Source organism: Lysinibacillus odysseyi 34hs-1 = NBRC 100172 (genome assembly GCF_001591965.1).
In the GTDB taxonomy this organism is placed as follows: Bacteria; Bacillota; Bacilli; order Bacillales_A; family Planococcaceae; genus Lysinibacillus_B; species Lysinibacillus_B odysseyi.
The window spans coordinates 79,674-100,479 of the sequence record NZ_BCVX01000008.1; the positions used below are offsets into that span (position 1 = coordinate 79,674).

General features: G+C 43.2%; 19 protein-coding genes and 1 riboswitch. Of the genes, 9 read left to right on the forward strand and 10 right to left on the reverse strand.

Going from position 1 to position 20,806, the window contains the following annotated elements; translation table 11 throughout:
* Window positions 1-2: 2 nt before the first annotated feature.
* The 3 genes from trpB to BOD01S_RS13920 all read left to right on the forward strand — a co-directional run bounded on the left by trpB (window position 3) and on the right by BOD01S_RS13920 (window position 2,956).
* Window positions 3-1,163: a tryptophan synthase subunit beta gene (trpB, locus tag BOD01S_RS13910; RefSeq protein WP_036153215.1), complete on the forward strand. Its 1,161-nt coding sequence runs from the start codon at window positions 3-5 to the stop codon at window positions 1,161-1,163.
* Between the two features lie 180 nt (window positions 1,164-1,343).
* Window positions 1,344-2,246: an ATP-binding cassette domain-containing protein gene (locus BOD01S_RS13915; protein ID WP_036153217.1), complete on the forward strand. Its 903-nt coding sequence runs from the start codon at window positions 1,344-1,346 to the stop codon at window positions 2,244-2,246.
* On the forward strand, window positions 2,243-2,956 hold the full coding sequence (locus BOD01S_RS13920) for a hypothetical protein (protein WP_036153220.1): 714 nt from the start codon (window positions 2,243-2,245) through the stop codon (window positions 2,954-2,956). The genes BOD01S_RS13915 and BOD01S_RS13920 overlap by 4 nt, the downstream gene beginning before the upstream one ends.
* Window positions 2,957-3,059: 103 nt before the next feature.
* Here BOD01S_RS13920 and BOD01S_RS13925 read toward each other — a convergent pair whose 3' ends face one another.
* The gene (locus tag BOD01S_RS13925; protein WP_036153223.1) at window positions 3,060-4,244 is read right to left on the reverse strand and encodes an iron-containing alcohol dehydrogenase; all 1,185 of its coding nucleotides are present in this window, start codon (window positions 4,242-4,244) and stop codon (window positions 3,060-3,062) included.
* Window positions 4,245-4,275: 31 nt separating this feature from the next.
* Window positions 4,276-5,790, reverse strand: a complete 1,515-nt coding sequence (locus tag BOD01S_RS13930) for a CoA-acylating methylmalonate-semialdehyde dehydrogenase (protein WP_036153225.1) — start codon at window positions 5,788-5,790, stop codon at window positions 4,276-4,278.
* A 237-nt stretch (window positions 5,791-6,027) separates the two neighbouring features.
* Here BOD01S_RS13930 and BOD01S_RS13935 point away from each other — a divergent pair, with 237 nt between their 5' ends.
* Window positions 6,028-6,639, forward strand: a complete 612-nt coding sequence (locus BOD01S_RS13935; protein WP_036153228.1) for a TetR/AcrR family transcriptional regulator — start codon at window positions 6,028-6,030, stop codon at window positions 6,637-6,639.
* 95 nt (window positions 6,640-6,734) lie between these two features.
* Here BOD01S_RS13935 and BOD01S_RS13940 read toward each other — a convergent pair whose 3' ends face one another.
* From BOD01S_RS13940 to BOD01S_RS13955, 4 genes are all read right to left on the reverse strand, one after another.
* Entirely contained in the window at window positions 6,735-7,688 is a 954-nt protein-coding gene (locus BOD01S_RS13940) for an L-threonine 3-dehydrogenase (RefSeq protein ID WP_036153230.1), read from the reverse strand.
* 535 nt (window positions 7,689-8,223) lie between these two features.
* Entirely contained in the window at window positions 8,224-8,544 is a 321-nt protein-coding gene (locus tag BOD01S_RS13945) for a YolD-like family protein (RefSeq protein WP_036153513.1), read from the reverse strand.
* Window positions 8,545-8,560: 16 nt separating this feature from the next.
* Window positions 8,561-9,814, reverse strand: coding sequence for a Y-family DNA polymerase (locus BOD01S_RS13950; protein WP_036153232.1), 1,254 nt, complete (start codon window positions 9,812-9,814; stop codon window positions 8,561-8,563).
* Between the two features lie 424 nt (window positions 9,815-10,238).
* Window positions 10,239-11,030 carry a carbon-nitrogen family hydrolase gene (locus BOD01S_RS13955; protein ID WP_036153235.1) on the reverse strand — a complete coding sequence of 264 codons (792 nt, stop codon included), beginning with the start codon at window positions 11,028-11,030 and terminating at the stop codon, window positions 10,239-10,241.
* A 91-nt stretch (window positions 11,031-11,121) separates the two neighbouring features.
* On the opposite strand from BOD01S_RS13955, the gene BOD01S_RS13960 reads away from it, so the two are divergent.
* From BOD01S_RS13960 to BOD01S_RS13980, 5 genes are all read left to right on the forward strand, one after another.
* On the forward strand, window positions 11,122-12,300 hold the full coding sequence (locus tag BOD01S_RS13960; RefSeq protein ID WP_036153238.1) for a pyridoxal phosphate-dependent aminotransferase: 1,179 nt from the start codon (window positions 11,122-11,124) through the stop codon (window positions 12,298-12,300).
* A gap of 117 nt (window positions 12,301-12,417) precedes the next feature.
* Window positions 12,418-12,534, forward strand: a riboswitch (SAM riboswitch).
* A 93-nt stretch (window positions 12,535-12,627) separates the two neighbouring features.
* Window positions 12,628-13,446: a MetQ/NlpA family ABC transporter substrate-binding protein gene (locus tag BOD01S_RS13965; protein WP_036153240.1), complete on the forward strand. Its 819-nt coding sequence runs from the start codon at window positions 12,628-12,630 to the stop codon at window positions 13,444-13,446.
* A gap of 68 nt (window positions 13,447-13,514) precedes the next feature.
* A complete protein-coding gene (locus BOD01S_RS13970; RefSeq protein WP_036153242.1) occupies window positions 13,515-14,540 on the forward strand; it encodes a methionine ABC transporter ATP-binding protein in 1,026 nt (341 codons plus the stop codon).
* Entirely contained in the window at window positions 14,533-15,204 is a 672-nt protein-coding gene (locus BOD01S_RS13975) for a methionine ABC transporter permease (protein ID WP_036153245.1), read from the forward strand. The genes BOD01S_RS13970 and BOD01S_RS13975 overlap by 8 nt, the downstream gene beginning before the upstream one ends.
* Window positions 15,205-15,211: 7 nt before the next feature.
* Window positions 15,212-16,345 carry an alpha-hydroxy acid oxidase gene (locus BOD01S_RS13980; protein WP_036153247.1) on the forward strand — a complete coding sequence of 378 codons (1,134 nt, stop codon included), beginning with the start codon at window positions 15,212-15,214 and terminating at the stop codon, window positions 16,343-16,345.
* Between the two features lie 174 nt (window positions 16,346-16,519).
* Here the strand turns inward: BOD01S_RS13980 and BOD01S_RS13985 are convergent, their stop codons facing one another.
* The 4 genes from BOD01S_RS13985 to guaD all read right to left on the reverse strand — a co-directional run bounded on the left by BOD01S_RS13985 (window position 16,520) and on the right by guaD (window position 20,657).
* Entirely contained in the window at window positions 16,520-17,710 is a 1,191-nt protein-coding gene (locus tag BOD01S_RS13985; protein WP_036153249.1) for a glycine C-acetyltransferase, read from the reverse strand.
* Between the two features lie 197 nt (window positions 17,711-17,907).
* Window positions 17,908-18,519, reverse strand: coding sequence for a YczE/YyaS/YitT family protein (locus BOD01S_RS13990; protein ID WP_036153251.1), 612 nt, complete (start codon window positions 18,517-18,519; stop codon window positions 17,908-17,910).
* Between the two features lie 143 nt (window positions 18,520-18,662).
* Window positions 18,663-19,148: a Cys-tRNA(Pro) deacylase gene (gene ybaK / locus BOD01S_RS13995; RefSeq protein ID WP_036153253.1), complete on the reverse strand. Its 486-nt coding sequence runs from the start codon at window positions 19,146-19,148 to the stop codon at window positions 18,663-18,665.
* Between the two features lie 141 nt (window positions 19,149-19,289).
* A complete protein-coding gene (guaD, locus tag BOD01S_RS14000; RefSeq protein WP_036153255.1) occupies window positions 19,290-20,657 on the reverse strand; it encodes a guanine deaminase in 1,368 nt (455 codons plus the stop codon).
* Window positions 20,658-20,806: the final 149 nt, after the last annotated feature.

Genomic DNA, 20,806 nt, shown 5'->3' on the forward strand with positions numbered 1-20,806 from the left:
GTATGAAAGCAACAGAAAAACGAGGCTATTTCGGAGAGTTCGGCGGCAGTTCCGTCCCCTCCGATTTGCAAAACGTCTTGGACATTTTAGAGGAAAATTTCTATCGTTATAAGGATGATGAAGAATTCAACCGGGAACTGAACTATTACTTCGAGGAGTATGTAGGACGGAAATCACCTCTTTACTTTGCCGAAAACTTAACGAAGCAGTGCGGTGGTGCCAAAATTTATTTAAAGCGGGAGGATTTGAATCATACCGGTTCCCATAAAATCAACAACGTATTAGGACAAATCCTTTTAGCGAAACGCATGGGCGCCAAGCGTGTCATTGCTGAAACTGGAGCTGGCCAGCACGGGGTGGCAACAGCCACAGTCTGTGCGATGTTCGGTATAGATTGCACAATTTATATGGGGGCAGAGGATACAAAGCGCCAGTCGTTAAACGTATTTAGAATGGAGCTTCTTGGAGCAAAGGTTGTAGCAGTTGAAAAAGGGCAAGGACGCCTAAAGGATGCAGTAGATGAAGCCTTCGCAGACCTTGTGAAAAATTATGAGCACACATTTTATCTATTAGGATCGGCGGTTGGCCCACATCCGTTCCCGTCCATGGTTAAACACTTTCAATCCGTCATATCAAAAGAATCAAAAAAGCAGCATTTAGCCAAAGAAGGCAAATTACCAGCTGCCGTTCTTGCCTGTGTAGGTGGCGGCAGCAATGCAATCGGTGCATTCGCTGAATATATTGACGAGCACAATGTACGGTTAATCGATGTTGAGCCCGATCAGGCCCCTACCCTCACTGAAGGACGTCCTGGCAATCTGCACGGATTCCGCTGTATCGTCCTGCAGGATGAGGAAGGCACCCCATTGCCGACGTACTCCATCGCGGCCGGACTGGATTATCCTGGTGTTGGCCCGGAACATAGCTATTTGAAGACGAGCGGACGTGCTGAATATGTGACTGTGACGAACGAGGAAGTACTTGAAGGATTTCAGACCCTTTCAAAAGTGGAAGGAATTATCCCAGCACTTGAATCCGCCCATGCTGTGGCATATGCCCTTACATTGGCGCCTGCCCTCTCTGCTGAAGATAGCATCATCGTCAATATTTCAGGACGTGGAGATAAGGACGTTGAGCAGGTATTTGCCATGCTGAAGAAATAAAACGAGAACAGCAGCCCCTCCTTAAGAGGCGCTGCTGTCTTCTTATGTAATAGGAGGAAAGCGACCTCCATATTTATAAATATAACCTTATTTGTATATTTGTGGTGTTATAATGAAATGAATTGAAACAAAATCTGCTCATGATTTAGGGCAGGTTCTTCTATAGAGGGGGCTGTAAGAATGAATAAAATTATGGAACTAACCGACATCACAAAGAAATATAAGGAGAAAATGGTTTTGGATAACCTTTCATTATCTATATATCAACAGCAGATTGCCGCTCTTGTTGGCAGTAATGGTTCCGGCAAAAGCACATTATTGAAAATAACAGCAGGGCTGGTAAAAGCAGATCATGGTGCAATCAATAAACTAATCCACCCTTTAAAAATAGGCTACGTACCAGAAGTCACCCCTGCTGATTTGCCATTTACCCCTGAGGAATATCTTATGCATATGGGGACCATTAGAGGAATGGATAAGCAGCTTCTAAAAAACCGAATTGAGATGCTCGTTCATACATTTCAACTCCAAAGCAACATTCATATAAAAATGAGTCGTTTCTCTAAAGGGATGAAACAAAAAATGATGATTATGCAGGCAATGCTAGAAGAGACGGATCTGCTCATATTGGATGAGCCATTGTCAGGACTTGATCCGAAAGCCCAAATGGATTTAGAGAAGCTTCTTTTAACACTAAAAGAACAAGGGTTGAGCATCCTTTTAACCTGCCATGAAACAAAGCTATTAGAAAATGCAGTAGACCGGGTGCTCTTCCTTCAAAATCATCAAGTCATTGACTCCACTCTATCGACGGATACTATACAAAAAGTGAATAAATTAATTTTCGAAATTCCTGCCAGACAAACATTTGAAGAATTGCTTTCCTCTATGAAAATTATACAAAAGGTTCATCTAACGCCTATGATTATAAGGGTAGAGGCAGTTGTAAACGAAGAGGCAACGGACGATTTGATACGGCAGCTTCTCGTAAAGCAGGTATCCATTAAACAGCTATTACCTATTAATGAAGCAAAGGAAGCATTCTATCAAGGCTTTTTCAAACAAGGAGATGAGAAGTTATGAAAGGTTTGTTGCACTACCAATTCATCAGCTACTTGAGATCTTATCAATACGTCCCCCCACTTTCTCTGTTTATTATTTTATTGATCGTAAACTACACATACACCCCTAATCCAATATTGGATAGTTACTCTTTTACCTCCCTCATGCTCTTTTTTATCATGGGGTGGTTTACCGTAACGATCTTTCACGTTGAGGATCCGGGGCAGAAGCAAATCACATTATTACATAGCCAAAGTTTGAGCAAATACTATGTATCTCTCTATCTCCTGGCAGCATTGATTGGTCTTTTTCTAAGTATAGTGGCAGTGGCATCTCCAATTGCTTTTGGAGCCTTTGGCGTGAAAACACGGATACTGCATGTTCTGTTGGGGGTTCTTTCCCATTTCAGCTTAGCATTTTTGTCTATTGGATTATCTGCCGTCTTTACGAGGGATATTGTTAAAAAAAGAATAAATACATGGTGGGGAGTTTTAAGTGTTCTCGTTATTTCTTTATCACTTGTCGCATTTAAAGCTTCATTCCTCCAAGTAAAGGGGCTGATCTGGTTGGTTCCGCCCGTTTATCTTCCGTTGGAAATGATGGCTTCAGACGACAGCTTACCATTTATCCCTGAAGTATTTTATTGGAGATTCGGTTTTGTCTTCCTTTATGGAATATTCTTTATCGCTATCTTCCTTTTGATTATAAAGCGCAAGTCAAACTTCCATTAAGTTCTTTAGGGAACAGAGTCCCCCTAACTAATTACTGGCAAAGCACATGTTTTCGAATCCCGCTTCGGTGGAAGGGGGATTCGTCAACAAGTACTCTATTTCGTTAAAATTCATAATGGTACACTATTTTGTAAAGTTCCATCAATTCCTCTTTCGTCGGCACCTTAGGATTATTACCAGGGCTGCCGCTAGCCAGTGCATCATCAGCCATTTTCGGAATGGCACTATAAAATGCCTGCTCCTCAATACCCCACTTTTGCAAATTACCAATCCCCATCTTCTTACATAACTCTTTGATAGATTGAATGGCTAAATCGGCCAGTTCTTCCTGTGACATTGGCTGCCCCTCTTTCTGAAAGAATGTCCCTACATCTGCCAGGCGGTCGATACATGTATCCTTCGAATACTCCAGTACAGCAGGCAGCAGCATCGCATTAGAAATGCCATGTGGTACATGGAATAATGCACCGATTGGACGGGACATGCCATGGACAAGCGCAACCGAGGCATTCGAAAATGCAAGTCCTGCTTGAAGCGAACCGAGTGCCATTGCCTCGCGTGCTTCGATATTAGCTCCATCCTCATACACCGTCAGTATATTTTCTATAAGGAGCTTCATAGCTGACAATGCGAGCGTATTTGTATAAGGATGGGCCAATCGGGATAAGTACCCCTCAATTGCATGGCTCAATGCATCAACACCTGTTGCTGCTGTAATCGCTGGAGGTGAAGACAGCGTAAGAACAGGGTCGACGATCGCCACATCCGGCATAAAGGCAGACTGTTTAATCATCATTTTTACATCATTCGCCGTATCTGTAATGACTGTTGCATTCGTCGCCTCTGAACCTGTACCGGCCGTTGTCGGAATGGCAATATGCGGAATCGGCTGCTCATTTGCTATTTTTTTCATATGCATATAATCCTTAATATAGCCCCCATTTGTCGCAACGACCGCTACCGCTTTTGCCGTATCGATACAGCTGCCCCCGCCTAACGAAATGATTACATCACAGCTTTCTTCATCTGCCAGCGTCAGCGCCTCTTCCACATACGTATCAATCGGCTCCGTTGTCACTCCTAAATAGGAAACAGCTTCGATATTCTGCTCTTTCAATAGAGTAAGGCATCTTGCGACAAATCCTAGTTTATCCATGATTGGATCACTCACAATCAGCGCCTTTGTTCCAAGTTTTTTTGCATACACCCCAACTTCTTCAAAGGCTTCACGTCCATATACGACCGTTCCCGGTGATTGCACTGTAAAAGCTGTCTTTGTTTGAATCATGTCCATCCCTCCGAACATTTTTTCGTCATCGTTAGTCGTTACTTGGAAAAGCAAATGTAGATGCTGTTGAGACAGGGGCTGTCCAACGCTCTGAGATTGTTTTTGTTTTCGTAAAGAAGCGCACCTGTTCCGGCCCAAACATTACCCCATCTCCAAAGCGGGAACCTTTAAACCCGGCAAAGTTATGATAGCCGACTGGAATGGGGATCGGTACATTTACACCAACCATGCCTACATCGATTTCTGTTGTGAATTTGCGGGCTGCCGCTCCGTCATTTGTAAAAATCGTTACACCATTCCCAAGTTCATGCCTGTTAATTAATTCAATCGCTTCTTCTAATGAAGCGACACGGACGATATTGCGGGCTGGACCGAATACTTCCTGCTCATAAATTTCCATTCCCGGCTTCACGTGATCCAGCAGCGTTGGACCTACAAAGAACCCTTTCGATTCCTTCACAATCGGCAGTTCACGTCCATCCCATACAACTTCTGCTCCTTCTGCTTCGCCGCGCTCAATAGCCGCTAGAACAGCCTCTTTTGATTGTTGGGAAATAACTGGTCCAAAATCTGTATCGGGTTCTGTATAAGAACCCACCTTCAATTCGGCAATCTTCTTCTTTAAGATGGCTACGATTCGGTCTGCCGTTTCCTCCCCTACAGGCATTAATGTAGAAATCGCCATACAGCGCTGTGATGCCGCACCATACGCGGCACCGATAAAGGCATCTGCCACCTGCTCTAGATCAGCATCCGGCATGACGATCATATTGTTTTTTCCCCCGCCAAGCGCTGTTACACGCTTGCCGTATTTTGCACCTGTTTCATAAATATAACGGGCAACAGGTGTTGAACCGACGAATGAAATCGCCTGTACCGCCGGATTTTCCAGTAATTCGTTCACCGCATCTTTATCGCCGTTAACGACTGTCCAAATGCCATCTGGCAGCCCCGCTTTTTTCCATAGCTCACTTACAAATAAAGCTGTCATTGGAACACGTTCGGATGCTTTTAAAATGACTGCATTTCCGACGGCGACTGCCATACTTGTTTGAGCAAGCGGCACCATAATCGGAAAGTTAAACGGCGAAATAGCCGCAACTACACCAAGCGGATATTTTGCAGAATATGCATTGATTTGTCCGCCAACATTTACCGAATACTCACCCTTCATAAGATGAGGGGCCCCGATTGCCAAATCCACTGATTCGATTCCTCTTGTTACTTCTCCTTTTGCATCCTCTATCGTTTTACCGCTTTCTGTACAAATAATTTGAAGCAGCTTATCCATATTTTCTGTCAGCAGATTGCGGAATTTTAACAGGACTTCTGCACGCTTTGCTACAGAAAGATCCCGCCATGCTGGAAAGGCAGCTTGTGCCTGTTCAATTGCCGCTCTTGTTTCTTCTGCTGTTGCAAGCGGTACTTTTGCAATGATCTCGCCTGTTGTTGGGTTGTAAACAGAGCCAAATCTTCCGCTTTTGCCTTCTACCATTTCCCCACCGATAAAGTGCGTTAATACTTTTACTTCTTGTGCTGTAGCCATACATAACCCCTCCTAAGTAATCATGAAAAAACGTTTTCAAAGATTGAAGTTACGACTAGTCAACCATCCTGTTTTGTCGTAAGATGGGAAAAGCAAAATTAACTGACCGCAGTCAATAACCACGGTCACCTAAATCATAACCACTGATTTACCAATCGTCAATGCGGTTTTTTTCTCTATTAAGCAGTTTTTTTGTATTTCATTATCTTTAAATAGTATGAAAAGGGGACAAGTTCTATGAAAAACTTAACGGAAAGGCAAAAGAAAGCACTGGAAACCCGTGAGAAATTGCTTACTAAATCACTGGAGCTGTTTGGCAAATATGGTTTCGAACATGTATCAATTGAGCAGATTACGAAGGCTTGTAATGTATCAAAGGGCACTTTTTATACACACTTTCCATCCAAATATGATGTTATTTTAGAAAAGTTTAAAGAGTTGGATCATTTTTATATGACAGTAGAAAAAAAAATCGATTCCCACCTGCCTGCCAGCAAAAAAATTCTTAAAATCTATGAAGAGCAAATGATTTATTTGACAACCGTAGTCGGAAAGGATGTTATGCGAACAGTCTATACGGCTGCTATTACGAACCATGCAGGGCAGGATCATTATTTAATCAGTCCCCAGCGTAAGATTTTTCAAATCCTTAACCAGTATATTGAAGAAGGCATTCAAACGCGGGAATTTCGACAGGATCTAGATTCCCCGAAAATACAGGCCGTGATCCAACGATGCATGCGTGCCAATGTGTATGACTGGCTCATCCATGATGAGGCATTCGATCTTGTGAAGGAAATGAACAACTTCACCACTCTCGTTCTAGCAGGATTAAAACAGCAAAATTAAAGGAACCGGCATTTTACTTTTCCGGCTCCTTTCTATATGACTATATTATTAAACGAAAAAAGCGGCGCCCCATAGGACAACCGCTTTTTGTTATATTAAGAAATTGCTTTTCTCTCTAATTTTCTTTTTAGCTTTTCCAGCATATCTACTGTCATTTTCGCCAGGTCATACTCTGCTTTAAAGCCCCATTCCTCACGTGCAGCCGAGGAATCGATAGCGTTCGGCCAGCTGTCTGCAATAGCCTGACGTGCCGGGTCAACATCGTAGTTCATCTTGAAATGAGGAATATGTTTCTTGATTTCCGCTGCAATTTCCCCAGGTTCAAAGCTCATAGCCGAAATATTAAAGGCGTTACGATGAACAAGTTTGCTTCCATCTGCCTCCATCAAATCTACAATTGCCTGAAGGGCATCCGGCATATACATCATGTCCATATAAGTGCCTTCTGCAATATAAGACGTATAGCGCCCTTCTTCGATTGCTTTATAATAAATATCGACTGCATAATCAGTCGTTCCTCCTCCTGGAGGCGTAACATAGGAAATCAACCCGGGGAATCGTACTCCCCGTGTATCAAGACCATACTTTGTATAGTAATAGTCGCATAGCAGCTCACCTGCTACTTTATTTACTCCATACATTGTTGTTGGACGCTGCAACGTATCCTGCGGCGTTTGATCCTTCGGTGTTGTCGGCCCAAAGGCACCGATAGAGCTTGGTGTAAAGAATTGCAGATCAAGTTCACGAGCTACCTCCAGCGCATTCACCAGCCCACCCATGTTTAAATTCCATGCAAGAAGCGGATTCTTTTCAGCTGTTGCAGAAAGCAATGCAGCCATATGAATCATTGTATCTGCCCCAAATTCCTTTGCAAGTGTAAACATTTGCTTATCGTCCGTTACATCTAATACAGCAAATGGTCCAGCGCTATTTTCGACCTTTCGAATATCGGTAGCCAAAACAGCATCTGTTCCATATATTTCACGTAGCTTTACTACGAGTTCAGAACCAATCTGACCAAGTGCACCTGTAACCATTATCCTTTTCAATAGAAGCCCTCCTCTGAAGCGAAACATTTGTACATTCCACAAATACACAGAAAACCTGATATATCAACATTTATTAGCTAATCGCATTATATAACGTCCTTTTTGAAAGTACAATCATTTTTATTTCATTTTCTGCTGAATTCTAAAAAATGAAGGTAGATGAAAAAAAGGGCCATCCTGCAGCAACAGTAGAATCATTACATAGCAGCAATCACAGTAAAATTTTTTCTTAAAAAAATCTGATTTACATAAAGAAGCTGTCCGATAAGTTTGGCCTTATTGGACAGCTTTTTTTGAATCGTTATGCCTCTCTTTTCACATCAACGATGAAAGGATAGAATAGCCACATTACTTTTCTGAATAGGAGAACAGATATGGACAATGATAAAAATAATGCTGATAGCCTACTTGCTGCTATTATATGCATTCCTTTTTATACCGTGAAAGGTGAAGCATTTTGCCGTTTTACGAGAAGACAGAATCATTTATTTCTGTCGGTCCTTTTGTTAAAACCTTGCTCTACGTATCTCCCATCTTAATCCATAATTATTGCATTATAGAGATGCCTAATCGCTATCTCCTTTCCTTCCTCTGTATAAACAGATTGCCGTTTATCATCAACTCTTTTAATAACCGTCGTCCATACGGTCTTTTCCCCTTCCTGCCAAACAGTCAACCGGATGGGAAGCCGGTGATGATATGCAGCGGTGAGTTGGGCTCCCAGCTCCTGACAGGCCCACTCATCGAGGTTCGGCTTTTCTATTTTGTTATCCTCTGCTTTCCATTCATGCAGCAAGTTAACATGCTCCGGCAGCATCATGGCATTCCACTTGATCGTTCCTCTATCTCTATTCATCAGCGACCATCCCTTCTTACTTTTTATGTCCACCAAGCAATGTTCCCCGAGTAACAGATGTACCTGCCTCTGTGTAGGAAACAGCACGTAAAATAGCAGTTGAGCCATACCTTGCCCGGACTGCATCCATCACCATGCCTAACTTCCTCCTGCTCCACTTTTCCTCATCAAAAAGGCTTAACTGCATGGAATATTCGCTCTCCAAGTTGCTTAAGGTTATAGAAAGCTGACGTGCCGGACGCTCAGCATAAAATGTATCAAGCAGTTCAACACACACCTTATAAATCACAAGCGTATCATTTGTCGGCTCTTCAATTGTTTTTGCATGACGAAACCCTCCCCCAAAGGCATCTTTACTGTACCCTAGCCCAAGAGAAATAGTGCGCCCTACCATTGATGCCTCCCTTGCTCTTCTAGCCACATCCTCACACATTTCAAGAATGACTACTAAGATTTCTTCACGGGTACGGTAGTCACGCATTAATATTTGCCCCTTTCCATAGCTCACCTGCCCGTTTAGAATGGGGGCACCAATGAGCGAGTGGTCGATTCCCCATGCATGATAATATAATTGGTTTCCCATAATGCCAAAACGCTTCTCTAAAGCAGCGAGATCCGCATGGGCAAGATCATATACATTAAAGATGCCCATATGATTCAATGTACGTTCTGTTCTTGTACCAATGCCCCACATACTTGAAAGCGGAGAAACTGGCCAAAGTTTCTGCGGAACATCCTCGTATGACCATTTAGCAAATCCGGTCTTTTTTGCCTCCATGTCAAGCGCCAGCTTTGCCATCAGCATGTTCGGCCCCATTCCAATGGCGCTCGGAATCTCAAATTGCTCGTAAACCCAACGTTGAATTCTTCTAGCAGTCTGTTCGGGAGAACCCCATAGCCTTTCCGTTCCAGTCAAATCAATAAAACTTTCATCTACACTGTAGACATGGATGGCCTCCTTTGGTACGAATTGATTAAAAAGGCGTGTGATTTCCATGGAGATTCGGAGGAAAAACTCCATCTTTGGCTCAAATAAACGGATATCGGGATGCTTGGGAATTTCAAAATAGCGAGATCCGGTTTTAATCCCAAAGCGGCTTTTCATCGGCGGGGAAGCAGCAAGTACAATGCTGCCAGGCTGCTGGAAACTTCCAATCACTGCAATAGGCACTTTCATCACATCAAGCTTATGAAGATGTGCCATGCAGCTCGCATAAAAACAGCGCATATCAATACAGATAATCGATTTATTTGGCGCATTTTCATACATTTAACCACCCCGAGGAAAGAACGTTTGTTCCTATCATAAAATGAGACAATTGAGACGACAACCTTAAAGTTCTGAAAATGTCAGCTTTTCATATTCCATCAGCTCAATCAGCGAGAATCAGCCGAGAAAACATTATGCGGCAGACGGATAAGTAAGCAGCAAAAAAAGGCTGTCCTCTCGTTGGACAGCCTCAGAGTGAAGACAAAGTCTTTTTGCGACTTTGTCTTTACGTATTTTTAGATAATATCAAAAAAGAAGATTTACCCAGCCTGTCTTGAAAACGCTTGCCAGACAAGGCGCGCCGATGAGCGAAGACGCGAATAGAACCTAAGTTCATGAGCGGACGAGCGAGGCAAGCAACGCAGGGTGAAAGCGTTTGTCAACAGGCTGAGGCTGTCCTCTCGTTGGACAGCCTCTTACATTTTTATTTTTTTACTACCGTTTCATATAATTCTGGTCTGCGGTCATCATAAACAGGGATTCTTCCACGCACTTCATCGACAATCGAAAAATCTACATCAATAATGGCCAGCTCTTCATCCTCGGCACCCGTCCATAATACTTCTCCCCAAGGCTGAATAACCATCGACTGCCCATTGAAGTTTTCCGGTTTTCTTGAAATACGGTTCACCGCGATGACAAAGCACTGATTTTCGATAGCACGTGCCTGCAGCAATGTTTTCCAATGGTCGATACGCGGAGTTGGCCACTGTGCCGGTACAAACAGAACCTTCGCACCAGACAATGCATGACTGCGAAGCCATTCCGGGAAGCGGATATCATAGCAGATGACACCACCGGCTTCTAGATCCCCCAGGGCAAAACGGTTCATTTCAGAGCCCGCCTCTAAATAAAGATGTTCATCCATCAAGCGGAATAAATGAGCCTTGCTGTATTCACCGACAAGCTCGCCTTCTTTATTTACCGTATACATCGTGTTGTAAAAATTCCCGCCCTTTTTTACAGAAACCGAGCCACCAACGATATGAACACCGAGTTCTTTTGCTAAACGTATGAGAAAGGCCTTCGTACGTTCACCGTCTACGTCCGCTAGTTCTTCCAGCTTTTCAAGCGCATAGCCTGTGTTCCACATTTCCGGCAGCACAATGATTTCTGCGCCCTTTTCCGCCGCCTCCCGAATCAGCATTTCAGCGCGTTCATAGTTTTCTTCTACTTTCCCAAATCCCATATTTAGTTGAATACATCCGATTTTCATAATTCCTACACCGCCTATAGACTTTTTCTCTTAAATATCATAACATGATTCGTATAATTTTTACTAAATTCTGAAAAAAGGTGATAATAAAATGGAATTTTCGAATAGACTACAGCAGCTCCCTCCTCAATTTTTTGCGGCCCTCGTAGGCAAAGTGACGAAGGCAGTTGCTGAAGGGCGTGACATTATCAATTTGGGACAAGGCAACCCCGATCAGCCGACCCCTCCTCATATTATCGAAGCCCTGCAGGAGGCAGCAGCAGATCCGCTCACACATAAATACTCACCTTTCCGCGGTATACCGGCCCTTCGCCAGGCAGCAGCCGACTTCTATAAGCGTGAATATGATGTCGACATCGACCCTGAGAAAGAAGTTGCTATTTTAGGAGGAACCAAAATCGGGCTTGTTGAGCTGCCGTTAGCTATGTTGAATCCCGGGGATACTATGCTGCTACCCGATCCGGGCTATCCCGATTATTTATCTGGCGTTGCTCTTGCAGACGTGAATTTTGATACAATGCCGCTTACTGAAGAGAATAAATTTCTACCGGACTATGATGCCCTCCCTGAAGAAGTGAAAGAACGTGCCAAGCTAATGTATATCAATTATCCGAACAATCCGACCGGTGGTGTAGCGGATCAGCAATTCTTTCAAGAAACAGTTGCCTTTGCAAAAAAACACGATATTGCTATCGCCCATGACTTTGCGTATGGTGCATTAGGGTTCGATGGTGTAAAGCCCGCCAGTTTCCTACAGGCAGAGGGTGCCAAAGATGTTGGTATCGAACTATATACCCTATCAAAATCATATAATATGGCTGGATGGCGTGTTGGTTTTGCCGTTGGTAATGAAAAGATGATTGAAGCGATTAATTTAATTCAGGATCATCTGTTTTGCAGCATTTTCCCTGCTATTCAGTACGCAGCGGCTGAAGCATTAACAGCTGAACAGGGCTGTGTGAAAATACTGCGTAATACGTATGAAAGCCGCCGCAATGTGCTTGTTGAAGAAGCACGACGGATTGGCTGGAATGTCCAGGCGCCAAAAGGATCCTTTTTTGCTTGGCTGCCTGTTCCAAAAGGATTTACCAGCCAGCAGTTTGCCGATGTACTGCTGGACAAGGCGGATGTTGCGGTCGCAGCAGGAAATGGATTCGGGAAATACGGGGAAGGTTATGTACGTGTCGGGTTGCTCGTTTCGGAAGATCGGTTGCGGGAGGCAATTGCTCGTGTAGAAAAGCTTGGCATTTTTCACCTCACTGTCGAGTAAACGAACCCAATCTATTTATTTATTTTTAAGTTTTTTAAAAAAATAATAAAATACTATTGCGAAATGAATAAATAGTCTGTATATTAGGTTTCATAGTTTTTTAATATAGTGTTTTCTCTCTTATTAAGAGTAGCTGAGGGACTGGCCCGATGAAGCTCGGCAACCAGCATTTGCGAAGGACGCATTTGCACGGTGCTAAATCCTACAAAACGAATTCGTTTTGAAAGATAAGAGTGGTGTTTGAATATTGTCTATTCATGCCTCTCTTTTCAAAAGAGAGGCATTTTTTATTAAAGGACAAAAACAAACACGTTGGAGGAATCATACATGAAAACAAAAAAATTCGGTTATTTATTCGCAGGAGCATTACTTACTCTGTCACTTGCAGCATGCAGCAACGATGAGAATTCAGAAGAGAAATTAAATGATGGTGTCATCAAGGTTGGTGTAACAGCCGGGCTGCATGAAGAAATTACGGAAGTCGCTGCCAAAGTTGCGGCTAAAAACGATCTTGACGTGCAGATTGAAGTATTCTCTGATTATGTTTTGCCAAATACAGCGCTTGTAGAGGGAGACCTTGATGTAAACAACTTCCAGCACAAACCCTTCCTGGATAACTTTAATAAAGACCGGGGTGAGGAGCTTGTAGCTGTAGCCGATACAGTATTAAATCCAATGGGCTTCTATTCGGAGAAATATAAATCAATTGATGCTGTTCCGGAAGGTTCAAAAGTAGCCATCCCGAACGACCCGACAAACGGCGGGCGTGCATTAGCGGTTCTTGCTGATGCCGGCTATATTACATTAACAGAAGGTGTGGGTATTAATGGCACAATTTATGATATTGAGGAAAATCCAAAAAACCTGGAGTTCATCGAATTGGAAGCAGCACAAATCCCAACACAGCTCAGTGAAGTAGATTTCGCCGCTATTAATACAAACTTTGCAATGGAGGCAGGCCTAAATCCTAAAAACGATTCCATCCTGCTTGAATCCGCAGAGTCTCCTTATGTAAACGTCATTGTTGTACGCCCGGGCGATGAAGACAGTGAAGACTTGAAGAAATTCATCGAAGCATATCAATCGGATGAAGTACGCGAGTATATTCAAGAAACATACGACGGAGCTGTCATTCCAGGTTTCTAATCCATTACATGCGCAAAAGTTACTGGTATTGATACCGGTAGCTTTTTAGCTAGAAAGGCGGGGAGAAAATGATTCAACTCCAATCAGTTGTAAAACAATTCGAAGCAAAGAACGGTACAGTTACGGCTGTTGATCAGGTAGATATACAAGTAAAAAAAGGTGAAATCCATGGGGTAATCGGCTATTCAGGCGCTGGAAAAAGCACACTTATCCGTTGTGTCAATCTGCTGGAGCGACCAACAAGTGGCAAGGTAATCATTAACGGTGTTGATCTGACGAAAGCTTCCCCAGAACAGCTCCGGCAATCGCGCCAAAAAATCGGCATGATATTTCAGCATTTTAATTTACTGAAAACAGCGACGGTCTATGATAATATCGCCATACCTTTAAAACTATTAGGCTATAGCAAACAGGAGGTAGAAGAAAAGGTAAAGAAATATGCGGAAATCGTCGGCCTAACGGAGAAGCTGGCTAGCTATCCAAACCAGCTGTCGGGTGGACAAAAGCAACGTGTCGCCATCGCCCGCTCCCTATCGCAGGAACCTGAAATTCTACTTAGTGATGAAGCGACAAGCGCGCTGGATCCCGAAACGACAGATTCTATTTTAGATCTGCTCCTTGAAATCAATGAAAAGCTCGGCATTACCATCCTTTTAATCACTCATGAAATGAATGTCATTCAGAAAATCTGTGACTATGTATATGTCCTGGAGAAAGGAAAGCTCGTGGAGCATAATACAGCCATTGAGCTGTTTACAAAACCGCAGCATCCAACGACACGCAAGTTTTTAAATACGATTTCACAGCGCAGCCTGCCGGATTCGCTCATTGAACAGTTGAATTTGACGGGTGCGGTCATTCGCCTAACATTTGTCGGCGAAAGTACAGGGAAACCGCTCATTGCGGATGTAGCAAGTAGATTCCATGTACAGCCGAATATTCTGGCCGCCAACATTGTTGAACTTAAAAATGGAATTGTCGGCAATATCGTTGTTCATATCAATGGAACAGCAGCAGACATTGCTGATATTACCCGGTACCTAACAGATAACGGCGTACAAATTGACGTGTTGGGAGGTACAGCAAATGAATAAAGATAAAGGCTTTTTGGAGCAATGGGGACCGATCATTTGGGAGGCGTTAATTGAAACGTTCCAGATGACCTCTATTTCCCTCATTATTTCGATTGCTCTGGGTGTTCCGCTTGGGCTGATGCTAGTACTGACACGTTCAGGACAGGCATTTGAAAATAAATGGGTCTACCGTATTTCTAACCTGATTATCAATATTATCCGCTCGATACCGTTTATTATTTTATTATTCTTCATCTTGCCGCTCACAAAGTTTCTTGTCGGTACAACAATTGGTGTAAAGGGCGTAATTGTACCACTTGTTGTTTATACAGCCCCCTATATTGCCCGTCTATTGGAAACCGCTCTTTTAGAAGTGTCTCCAGGTGTAATGGAGGCTTATACGGCAATGGGCGTTAAGCGGCGTCATATCATTTGGCATGTACTGTTACGTGAAGCCCGCTCCTCCATTGTACTCGGTTTGACGATTGCAACAGTCGGACTAATTGGAGCAACGGCAATGGCAGGACTGGTAGGCGCTGGCGGTCTTGGTGACTTAGCATACCGCTACGGCCATATTCGTTTCCAGGTAGATGTTATGTATGCAGCTGTGTTCATTCTTATTATTTTAGTACAGGTAGTTCAATCAATTGGCAACCGTGTTGCTGCCAAGCTGAAAAAGGACTGATATATTCATGACAAAAGAAGACTTGCTCTTAAAAAATATTCAGGGAAACAAACCTTTTCCAATTTGCTTTGAGGACTTAGAAAAAGCAGTAGCAGAGAGACTTCCTGCCGGACCATACGGCTATATCCGCTCCGGGGCTGGCGGCGAACAGTCACTTCGTAACAACCGCAGCGCTTTTGCGAAGTATTCTATTGTTCCACGCTTTTTAACAGATGTGTCCGAACCGGATACATCCATCGAGCTGTTCGGCAAAACATACCCTACTCCTTTTTTATTTGCACCGGTTGGGATGAATCAGATGGTTCATGAACTCGGAGAATTGGCTGTTGTACGTGCTGCCCAAAGACTTGGCATGCCCTACATTCAAAGTACTGTCTCCAGCTATTCACTTGAGGAAGTGGCCGAGACAGTGCCGGATCATACAAAATGGTTTCAGCTTTATTGGTCCACAAATGAAGAAATCGCTTATAGTATGGCTGCCCGCGCGGAAAGTGCAGGCTTCGAAGCAATTGTCCTGACAGTCGATACCGTTATGCTTGGCTGGCGGGAGGAAGATGTACGTAATCAGTTTTCACCGTTAAAGCTGGGGCTGGCGCGTGGCAATTATATGAATGACCCTGTCTTTACTGCCTCCTTAAAGGACGATTCATTGGAGTCTTATGTAGAAGGTATACTAGCTAATATTTTCCATCCCACACTGAATTGGGAAAATGTCCGTGAATTGAAAAGGCGTCTTCATGTCCCACTGCTTATTAAAGGTATCTTACACCCTGAAGATGCGCGGCTAGCTATTGAAGCCGGAGTAGATGGAATCATCGTTTCCAACCATGGCGGCCGTCAATTGGATGGTGTCATCGGAAGTCTTGATGCTCTGCCTGCTATTGTAAAAGCGGTAGACAGCCGTGTACCAGTATTGTTGGACGGTGGTGTATACCGTGGAATTGATGCATTAAAGGCATTGGCGCTTGGTGCCAATGCAGTATGCATTGGCCGGCCTTTTGTCTATGGTCTTGCTTATGATGGAGAAGACGGTGTCTATCAAGTTATGCAAAACTTATATAGTGAATTTAAAGTGTCAATGGGCTTATCTGGCCAGCGTACAGCTGCAGGGCTTCCTGCAATGACGCTTATACGCGAATGAAAGGAAATAGAAATTACGTTATGATGTAATATACCGTATAGGTGCGCATTGGTGCGATTACCGTCCGGGTCATAATTTTGATAAAAAAAGAGAGCAGGCCAGTATTTGGGATTTTCTGGCCTGCTCTTTTCTCTTTACAGCTTTCCCTAAAGCAAACGCAGCTTCATACCTTGCTTATTGAATAACGCCTAGCTCTCGTCCTACTTTTTCATAAATCGCCAGTGCATCATCAAGCATTTCCTTCGTATGTGCTGCAGTCGGCATATTGCGGACACGCCCCGTTCCCTTTGCTACTGTCGGGAAGACAATGGATTTTGCATATACTCCTTCTTCAAATAGTCGTCGTGAAAATTCCTGTGTCAGCTTTTCATCTCCGACAATACATGGAGTGATTGGTGTTTCTGATTCTCCAATATTAAAACCAAGCTTCTTCAAGCCCGCCTTCAAATAGTCACCATTTTCCCAGAGCTTGTCATGAAGCTCTGTTGATTCCATCAGCATTTCCACAGCACGTGTAATAGCCGCAACATCACCTGGCGGCAGCGCCGTAGAGAATAAAAATGGACGGGAACGAACCTTTAACCAGTCAATGAGATTTTGTTTACCGGCAACATAGCCGCCGACAACACCGATTGCTTTTGACAGCGTACCTATCTGGAAGTCAATTTCTTTTTGTAAGCCAAAATGCTTTACTGTTCCGGCACCTTTTCCTGTCACGCCAGATCCATGTGCATCATCTACATAAGTGATTAAATCAAATTCCTTTGCGATCTCAACAATTTCCGGCAGTTTAGCAATATCGCCATCCATTGAGAAGACCCCATCAGTAATGACCATGATTTTATTATACTGCCCCGACTCCTTTGCTTCCTTCGCCTTTTTACGCAAATCATCCATATCCGAGTGGTTATAGGCAATAATTTTTGCCTTCGACAGGCGGCAGCCGTCGATGATAGAAGCATGGTTCAATTGATCAGACAGAATGGCATCATTTTTATCCATCACGGCAGAAATAGCAGCCATATTACAGTTAAAACCAGACTGATAGCTAATAGCTGCTTCTGTTCCCTTGAACTTTGCAAGCGTCTCCTCCAGCTTTACATGGAGATCCAGCGTTCCATTAATTGTACGGACTGCCCCTGCTCCTACACCATAGCGATCAATCGCTTCTTTTGCGATACGCTTTAATTCTTCATTTGTGGCAAGGCCTAGATAGTTGTTTGATGATAAATTGATTAAGCTTTTCCCGCGCACTTGAATAACCGGGCCATTCGCTCCCTCTACAGGGTCAATTTCATTGTAAAGCCCTTGGTCGCGCAAATCTTGTAAATTTTCGTTTAGAAATTGTTCCAATACGTGTGACAAAGCTGTTCATCCCTTTCACTTTTCAGACTATTAACATTTTAGCATATTTCCATTGTATTTCGATGAAATGATAAAGTTATGCACAATTCGAGCTTTTACCCACATTTGCCTGTTGATTATTCAGAATATTTGTGAATAAGTAGTGAGTTTTCCTTCAATTTTTAAAAAATAACTGTGGATAACTTTTTTATCCACAGCTATTCCTCGATTAATTGATACAATTTTCTTCTGAAATAATGAAGACTGGGCTGAATAATATAACCTGTGCCAAGAGCTAATATGACAGTACCAAATCCTACAGGTCCACCAAGCAGAAAGCCGACTGCCGCAGCCGTCACTTCCATAATCGCCCGGGCCATCCGGACAGATCCGCCGAACTTTTCCACAATAATCATCATCACAGAATCCCGGGGGCCTGCCCCTAGTTCGGCAGAAATATAAAGGCCGCATCCTATACTCAGTACGATAAACCCTGCTAAAAAATAAAAAAGCTCCGCTATAAAGATATTGGTTTCCGGCAGCAGCCAATTAAATAAGTCTATAAAGCTGCCGATAAGCAGCATATTCAGCCATGTTCCCAGACGCGGCCATTCCTTTAAATAAAGCGACGTGCCTAGGATGATAAAAAATCCCGTCAGAATCGCCCAATTACCGATTGACAGACCAAATTGCTGGAATAAACCGATATGCAGCACATCCCACGGCCCTGTTCCAATGAGGCGGCCTTTAATAGTAAGCGTAATCCCAAGGGCCATAGTAAGTAAGCCGCTAAAGAAAAATACCCACCGCCATTTAAGTTGCCTTGACATGCTGTTCCTTCCTTCCAAAGATCGTTATCTTACTAGTTATGAATGAATCGATTATATTCCTTACAGAAGAGGATTTAAATAGAAAAATGAACAAAAGAGTAAAATTAAGTGTGATGATGCCCTTTTAAGCTGTGGGTTGACAGTCAATCCGTCAGTGGAGCAAACGCTGCCTTCGTAATTTTTGCCAGATCGGCTGGGGCAAGTTTTACCTGCATGCCAATTTTCCCTGCGCTTACAATTATGTGTTCAAGCGGTTCTGCGGAGGCATCTATAAATGTAGGAAACAATTTTTTCATACTGACAGGTGAGCAACCGCCGCGCACGTACCCTGTCAAATTTTGCAGTTCCTTTACCGGCAGCATCTCAATTTTCTTTTCTCCAGCGGCTTTTGCAGCCATTTTTAAATGGAGCTCAGACGCAACCGGGACAACAAACACATAATAGCGGTTTGGTCCGGCCGTAGCGAGCAGTGTTTTAAATACAGTATCTACAGGCTGACCGATTTTTCCCGCCACTGTTATTCCATCCACTGCCTGGCCATCCTCTGATGTATATTCAAACAGCTCATATGATATCTTTTGCTGTTCAATCAAACGTACCGCATTCGTCTTAACCGATTTTTTGGCCAATTTTATCCCCTCTTCTTTTTATACTGTTTATTCTAAATCCAATTGTAGAAGAAAAAAACTGAAAGCAAATTCGGATTTACCTAAATTTGCCAACAGTCTGCTCAGCCTTTTACTTAAAAAAGTTCGCTTCAATACAGTTATTTACTCTCGTGAATGTACCTTTTCTCCCTGCACCCATACTTCACGGATGTTTTCCGGCCGGGCTAAGTATAGAATTTTTTGGAAGATATCATGTAAGTGCTCATTACGGTCGTAAAGTGGGATTCTTGCCGAAGGAACAAGTGTATCAATTACTTGAACATCCCATACGTAGTTTTCAGCCAAGCGCCCGATTGGCAAGCTTAAACTTTCTCCCCCGCCAGCAGTCGCAAAGTAAAATGCCTCATCTACAGTGATTCGTGCGTTCGGCAAACCGCGGTCATCTGCAGGCAATGCCGGATTTACCCCGTCTTCTAACATACGAGAAGACATTACCGCTTGCCGAATATTATCAAAAAGACTTGGGGAAAAACCTCCTGAAATATCGGAGCCGAGACCGACCTCAATCCCTTTTTTATGGAAATGCGCAATTGGTATAACACTATTTGCAAAGTATGCATTTGAAATTGGGCAGTGACTAATAGCAGTTCCCGTTTTGGCAAATAAGTCGGCATCCTCCTCATCCAGGAAGTTACAATGCGCCATTACTGATTTTTCACGTAAAAGCCCAAAATCATGTAAAGCAAAGGCATCATTTTTCCCGTATTGCTGTTGTACATAGTGATGCGCCCAGTCACTTTCGCTGCAGTGCGATTGGATATATGTATCATGTTTTGCAGCCAACTCCCCTAACCCTTGCAGGCCTTCACTTGTACAGCTTGGAATGAAACGCGGTGTTACAACAGGATAAACCCCCTGTTTTACTGACTTTGCCAGCTCTTTGACCGCTAGAATAAATTCTTCCGTATCTTTTAATGCCGTTTTTGTATCCGCATCCCGATAATACACCGGGGTCTGCTCCGGATCGTCCATCACAACTTTGCCGACTAACCCCCGTTGGCCTCTTTCAGCACAAATTTCTGCAAGTAAAACACTTGCTTCTTTATGCACTGTCGCAAAGTAAAGAGCCGTCGTCGTACCATTCGCCAACAAGGTACTCACTACATCTTCATAAACTTCCTTAGCAAACACTAAATCAGAAAATTTAGATTCGATAGGAAATGTATACGTATTTAACCAATCAAAAAGTGGAATATCCAATGCCGTACCCGATTGTGCCCATTGCGGTGCGTGAACATGCAAATCGACAAACCCTGGGAGGAAGTATTGGCCTTCCGATAATTGATGGAAGTTATTCTTGTCTTTATACATATTCAACAGCAGCTGATACTCTTCATCTGTTGGTGCTACAATCTTTTCAATCATTCCATCCTCATTGATGCAAAATAAATGATCTTCTAATATAGAGAGATTTTTTGGTGATTTGCTGGAAAAAGCAGTTCCTCGAAAAAGGTGTGAGTAGTTCAATATAGAAGCTCCTTTGACTTAATGTTTTTATAATGAATTGCTATCAGTATAAGTTGTTTTTACAGGAAAGTCTAAAGTCTAAAATCTAATGTTTTATTTTCTTCCGAATATAAAAGACATGAAGAGTTCATATCACCGCCCCCTCATGTCTT